Source organism: uncultured Planktosalinus sp., from assembly GCF_963973675.1.
Taxonomy (GTDB): domain Bacteria; phylum Bacteroidota; class Bacteroidia; order Flavobacteriales; family Flavobacteriaceae; genus Planktosalinus.
Genome location: NZ_CAXBAN010000165.1, coordinates 1 through 5,687, shown reverse-complemented (window position 1 = coordinate 5,687; position 5,687 = coordinate 1). Strand labels below are relative to the sequence as shown.

The window sequence follows — 5,687 nt, the reverse complement described above, 5'->3', positions numbered from 1 at the left end:
AGGCTTTGACCGCTTCTGCAGGCAGTCCTGATTTTACGGTATTTGCACCTACTGATCAGGCGTTTAAGGATTTGGGGACTGCTCTTGGACTTAATTTCAACGAGCCGGCAGATATTAGGCAATTACCACAGGAAGTGGTGGCAACCGTATTACTTAATCACGTTTTGGTGGGCGATAGCTTTACAAGCGAGCTCGATGCAGGAACGGTGACTCCACTTGGTGGTGACCCCTTGACATTGGGGGCTTATATGAACGGAACGCTTACTGTTACCGGTGCAGGCAACGGTGGTGCGGAAGCCAATATGGTTATCCCCGATGTACAAACAACCAATGGAGTTGTGCATGTGATTGACATGGTACTGCTCCCAAACTTATAGAAGAAGCATAATTTGTTTTGTGTGTTAATTAGCTGAACAACGCCAATGGAATACCTTCCCCATTGGCGTTGTGAATTGAAAGGTGCGTGTTTAAAAAATGCGTACCTTTTTTCCGTTTAAAACGGAAACGGATATGGACTCTTTTTGGCTGCATTTTTTGAATGTTTTTTTCTATGTTTTTCACACGGTGCTGATTGTTTTTAACCTTTTTGGATGGTTGCACCCCTTAACGAGGAAACTGCATTTCTACAGTTTGCTCATCACTTTGTTTTCCTGGGGTATTTTAGGCTTTTGGTATGGCTTTGGTTACTGCTTTTTAACCGATTGGCATTATCAATTATTGCGTAAACTGGGTGAAACCGGAATGCCGAGTAGTTATATTGCTTTTTTGATTGAAAGACTAACAGGCTGGTTGCCTGATGGAAACTTGGTGAATACACTTACGCTGGTACTTACAGTTGTGGCGTTGGTTTGTTCGGTTTGGGTGAATTTTTTTAAGGGGAAAAATGTTTTGTAATTTAATGAATCTAACACCATTCTATCAAATTGCAGTCAAAATAAATTACAGGAAATTCGGTGCAACCACCAATTCTTACTGCATCCTTAGCGTTCTTGTCTTCAGCTAAAATCCATTCACCGGATTTGTGTTTAACTAAAATGCCTTCAAAAATAACTTCTCCTCCCATAAAGTTTGTGGTTTCATCTTGGAGAACTTTTATGTTACTGCCCTCAATTTCAACTATAAAAGTACTGTTTTCCATTCTTCCTCCAAATTCGGCAAAATACAATTCAAAGTTGAACGTGCCTTGAGGGATGAATTCGGTCTTTTGTTGAAAACCAACAAAGGCAAAAAGAAGACAAGCTATAAGTAGAGTTTTAACCATTTTACTATTCTTTCTCATTCACCAACGTCATCAAATCCACATCATTTCCTAAGAGGATCTCATTGGGGTTGATTCTTCCTTTCAGGTTGTCGTTTTCAAGTTTTAAAACGCCTCTGGGGCACACAGCGGCGCAGATTCCACAACCCACGCAGCTGGAGCGAATGATGTTCTCTCCTTTTTGGGCATAGGCACGCACGTCGATACCCATTTCGCAATAGGTAGAGCAGTTGCCACAGGAAATGCATTGTCCGCCGTTTGTTGTAATTCTGAATTTTGAAAATAACCGCTGTTGGAAGCCAAGAATTGCCGCCATTGGGCATCCCATCCGGCACCAAACACGGTTACCAAAAATGGGATAAAACCCGGTGCCGATGACCCCGGCAAAAATACTTCCGATAAGGAAACCATAAGTGCTTCTTAAGGTTTCGGTTTCAAACAAAAACAACTGCGAACCCTGAAAATAATGCAATCCGATTAAAAAGAGAATCACAATCATATACCCGGAAGCGCCAATAAGTGCGTCTTTTTTAAACTCGTTGCGTTTGAATAGCATCACCCAGGTAAAAATGGCAGTGAGTAAAAGGGCAACGCCTATCAGGAACACATCACGTGTCAACCAGTAGCCTTTAGACTCGTCTCCCAGATAAGAATAGACAACTGCAGTGGTCATCAGTACGACAAAAACAACCACACTGTGTACTACCCAGCGTTCCACTTTCCAGGCGACCAGCCGTTTATCGCTCAAATGGCGAAAGGGATCCCCGGCCGTTTCTGCGAGTCCGCCACAACCACACACCCAGGAGCAGTACCAACGTTTACCATATTTGTAGGTGAGGATCGGGGTAATAATAAAAATAGAAGCCACACCAAAAATCAACAAGGCAATACCGATGTTTCCGGCACTGATGAATTCATCCACACGATATTGTTCAAAGTTGTAATAATTAAGTGGCCAGATGTTTTTGAAATCATAATAAGGTAGTGAAAAGCTTTCGCTGTTTAAACGCGCCATAAATTCAGGAATTAGAAATGCAAAGCCCAACTGAAAAAACATCACTGAAAATGTGCGGAGTCGCTGGTAATGGTTGTGGCGGTATTTGTAAATAAATTTTACTCCAAAAAACACCACGGCAATGGTGTAAAATGTGCCATAAACAAACCACTGACTTGCCGGATTTCCACTAAGTAAGTAGCTCAACGGGTCAAAAAGAGCGATGATTCCAGTGTTGTTTTGACCTTCTTCGGTTAATCCCAAATATTGTGGATAAAAATAGAGAACAATATAAAACCCTGTAAGAAAGAGACCAAGTATCCAAGCTAAAACACCTTTGGATGTTAAGGAACGGAATTGTATACCATCATTTTTAATACCGGCAATTTTGTTTTGGTACTGCTTGACACCAAACCAGACAATCCCGGCACAGATGGCACCAAGAGAGAGTGTAAGCCACAATGTTTTGTTTGGGAAACTTACATTGAAAGTAGCAAGGATGAGGATAAAAAGACCGGTAAAACCAAGTAGTGTTGCTAATTTTTGTTGCAAAGAAAGGCTATAAGTAGTATCTCCGGTTGCTGAAATGTTATGGGACATAATTATGCGTTTATTTTTTTTTCTGTTTTGAATTGCTCTTTGATTTGTTTTTCATAGCGTTTATAAAACTCCGGGTCAAAATGGGCTTGTTGCAGGTTTGCCATCACTTCATCAATGGTTTTTTCTTCGGTGAGCCAGCGGTCAATTACAGCGTGCTTTAATCGGATGCCAAAGGTGTTGATGCCAATAAATTTCCTGCTTTCTTTTTGGTAATTTATGGTGATGCACTTTCTTCCATCCTCATGCTTCCAGTGAAAATGAGCCTCCCCGTCCCGAGGTTCTGAAAATACCCAACCATAGGTCTGGTATTCGATATCAAAAAACTTGGCGCTGTTGAACCAGTGTCCCGGTTTATAAGGCATTTTATTTCCGCAAATGGTTTGCGCTACCACTTCACCCATCATCCTGCCGGTGTACCAAACTGCTTCTACAGGTCTTCGATTGTCTACAGGTTCTTGTTGTTCAGCACAATCACCAATGGCATAGATGTTTTTAACATTGGTTTCGAGAAAGCGATTTACTTTTACGCCTTTTCCGAGTTCGATACCGCTACCTTTCAGGAAATCGATGTTGGGTGTGACCCCGGCAGTAAGTCCCACCAAGTCACAAGAGATTTCTTCTTCGGTTTCTTCAACAATAGCAGCTTTTACCCGTCCATTTTTATCGGGGAGGATTTCTTTAAGGTTAGCTCCCAGACGTAAATCAATGTGGTGCTCGAGAATATGGTTGTTGATGAGTTTGGCATCACTTTCCGGTAACACATTGCCCCAGAAGTTATGCTCCCTAACGAGAAAAGTAACGGGAATCTTCCGGGTGGAGAGCATTTCAGCGAGTTCGATACCAATCAGTCCACCACCCACTATCACAGCGCGTTTGCAGATTTTGTTGTCAGGAGCGTTTTCTTCCAATAAAACTAAATCCTGTTTTGAATACAATCCTTGTACACCTTTTAAATCTTCTCCCGGCCAGCCAAACATATTGTATTTGGAACCCGAGGCAATAATGAGTTGGTCATAGTGTATGCTTTTACCATCTGTAAATGTCAGTTTTTTTTCTTCAGAGGAAACTTTGGAGACCCACGCCTTTTTCAGTTCGATACGGTTTTTCTCCCAGAACCAGTCTTCATAGGGTTTGGTGTGTTCATACTTCATGTGACCCATATAGATATACATAAGTGCTGTGCGCGAGAAAAAGTAATCGGTCTCCCCTGAAATGACTGTAATTTTATTATCTGAAAGTTTTCGGATGTGACGTGCAGCTGTGATGCCTGAAATTCCGTTTCCTATGATGACGATGTGTTGCATAAATTAAAGTAGTCTACTCTTAAAGGCGATAACCAACTATAAAGCTAACATAAATTTTATGATTTCTCTGAAAATACTACAATTTGACCAGGAAATAAAAAATAAAATTCAAATTAATTTGATGAATTAAAAAGGCTTAAACATACTGAAAATCATATACATAGGATAATATTTTTGTTTTTATTGTTAATTTTTTCTAAAAAGGGTGACCCTTTTTGTTTGCTTTCTGCACGTATATATATGAAGGCCGATAGAATTTTCAGTTCGATGTGGTTTTCCAAGATAAATGTTTAACTAAACTAACACAAGATGAAAAAATTTGTATTTACAATTGGTATTTGTTTTTTATTTCTTTTCAGCACACAAACTCACTCACAGACAGCAATTATTTTTGGTCCAGAAGCGGGTGTGAACTTTGCTAAAACTTCAGTGTCTGATGATTTTGACATTGCTGATGATTACTCCAGGATTTTAAAATTCCAAGGAGGGTTGAATGCCGGTGTTCAATTTGGACAGTGGGGTATAATGACCGGAATCAAGTTTAATCAAAAGGGAGGGAAAGCTACTTTAGAACGCAGAGACCCAAACAATCCTTTTACAGTAACTGACGATCAGGGAAATGTTATCAACGATGTAGGTGAAATAATTATTAAGGAATCTACAAACTGGTTGTCTGTCCCTTTAATGGGGAGAGTGCAGTTTGGACAAGGACCCTTAAAATTTGGACTAGCTATTGGGCCTCAATTTAATTTTGGAATAGGAAAGCTTAAGCAAGAAGTTGAATATAATTTAACGGTAACCAACCTTTCCAGTGAAGAAGAAACCTCAGGTTATGGTGACTCTGCAACTGACGTTTATAAACCAATGCATTTAAGTTTGGTAATTAACCCTTCTGTTTGGTATGATTTAAGTCCAAACAGCAGTATAAAGTTTGGTTTTATGTTTGAAAGCGGAGCGGACATGGTGAATGAGAATTACTTAGTGTCAGATGGAGCGGGTGTAAGAAAAGTTGATGCCACCTCAAAAGCTAATAATTTTGGAGTTTTAATTGGTTATGAATATCGTTTTGACATCAATGTTGGGGTCAAATATTAAGATACAACTAATTCAATTGAAAGTGTGTAGTAGTATTGATAAACATAATTAACGTTTAGAATCTCATTTTCAAAATTAACTCATAAAACTATCAAACATGAAACTTTGCAAAAATTGTAGAACGATAAATAACGACAGTGCAACTTCATGTATCAGGTGCAAAATGAAAGATCAATTAGTGTCATACAATCCTGAAAAAACAGAAAACTGGAAAAAATCAATGAATGAACTCAATGCCGTTAAAAGAGCTTCTAATGTTTGTAAAAATTGCGGAACTTCAGAATATGGTGACAGCAAACGCTGCAGAGTCTGTAATTTTCCTTTAACTGTAAAAAATCTCTAGAATGAGCCATTTGAATTAAAGAACTGATTAAAATGAAACGAATTATAGATCTTTTTAATATTTCCTTTTTAGACCTTTTGTCCGGTGCATTGG

Annotated in this window: 7 protein-coding genes; 4 read left to right on the top strand and 3 right to left on the bottom strand. The window is 39.3% G+C overall.

The annotated features are described in order from the left end of the window. Positions 1–377: fasciclin domain-containing protein (locus tag AACY61_RS07790; protein WP_339611011.1), on the top strand; the 377-nt coding region annotated here is incomplete at its 5' end. A gap of 97 nt (positions 378–474) precedes the next feature. Further along, positions 475–894, top strand: a complete 420-nt coding sequence (locus AACY61_RS07785) for a DUF2784 domain-containing protein (protein ID WP_339611010.1) — start codon at positions 475–477, stop codon at positions 892–894. Positions 895–904: 10 nt separating this feature from the next. Here AACY61_RS07785 and AACY61_RS07780 read toward each other — a convergent pair whose 3' ends face one another. The 3 genes from AACY61_RS07780 to AACY61_RS07770 are packed head-to-tail and all read right to left on the bottom strand — an operon-like array spanning position 905 to position 4,156. Further along, positions 905–1,261 carry a hypothetical protein gene (locus AACY61_RS07780; protein ID WP_339611009.1) on the bottom strand — a complete coding sequence of 119 codons (357 nt, stop codon included), beginning with the start codon at positions 1,259–1,261 and terminating at the stop codon, positions 905–907. A gap of 4 nt (positions 1,262–1,265) precedes the next feature. Then, the gene (locus AACY61_RS07775; RefSeq protein WP_339611008.1) at positions 1,266–2,852 is read right to left on the bottom strand and encodes a 4Fe-4S dicluster domain-containing protein; all 1,587 of its coding nucleotides are present in this window, start codon (positions 2,850–2,852) and stop codon (positions 1,266–1,268) included. Positions 2,853–2,854: 2 nt separating this feature from the next. Next, positions 2,855–4,156, bottom strand: a complete 1,302-nt coding sequence (locus AACY61_RS07770; RefSeq protein ID WP_339611007.1) for an FAD/NAD(P)-binding oxidoreductase — start codon at positions 4,154–4,156, stop codon at positions 2,855–2,857. A gap of 309 nt (positions 4,157–4,465) precedes the next feature. Here AACY61_RS07770 and AACY61_RS07765 point away from each other — a divergent pair, with 309 nt between their 5' ends. Together AACY61_RS07765 and AACY61_RS07760 are read left to right on the top strand one after the other, a co-directional pair. Continuing rightward, the gene (locus tag AACY61_RS07765) at positions 4,466–5,251 is read left to right on the top strand and encodes an outer membrane beta-barrel protein (RefSeq protein WP_339611006.1); all 786 of its coding nucleotides are present in this window, start codon (positions 4,466–4,468) and stop codon (positions 5,249–5,251) included. A 163-nt stretch (positions 5,252–5,414) separates the two neighbouring features. Then, complete coding sequence (locus AACY61_RS07760) at positions 5,415–5,594, top strand: hypothetical protein (RefSeq protein WP_339611005.1); 180 nt, start codon at positions 5,415–5,417, stop codon at positions 5,592–5,594. Positions 5,595–5,687: the final 93 nt, after the last annotated feature.

Bases quoted from the DNA above. Each gene is read 5' to 3' on its own strand.
- AACY61_RS07785 (WP_339611010.1), top strand. From the start codon at position 475: ATGCGTACCTTTTTTCCGTTTAAAACGGAAACGGATATGGACTCTTTT.
- AACY61_RS07780 (WP_339611009.1), bottom strand. From the start codon at position 1,261: ATGGTTAAAACTCTACTTATAGCTTGTCTTCTTTTTGCCTTTGTTGGT.
- AACY61_RS07775 (WP_339611008.1), bottom strand. From the start codon at position 2,852: ATGTCCCATAACATTTCAGCAACCGGAGATACTACTTATAGCCTTTCT.
- AACY61_RS07770 (WP_339611007.1), bottom strand. From the start codon at position 4,156: ATGCAACACATCGTCATCATAGGAAACGGAATTTCAGGCATCACAGCT.
- AACY61_RS07765 (WP_339611006.1), top strand. From the start codon at position 4,466: ATGAAAAAATTTGTATTTACAATTGGTATTTGTTTTTTATTTCTTTTC.
- AACY61_RS07760 (WP_339611005.1), top strand. From the start codon at position 5,415: ATGAAAGATCAATTAGTGTCATACAATCCTGAAAAAACAGAAAACTGG.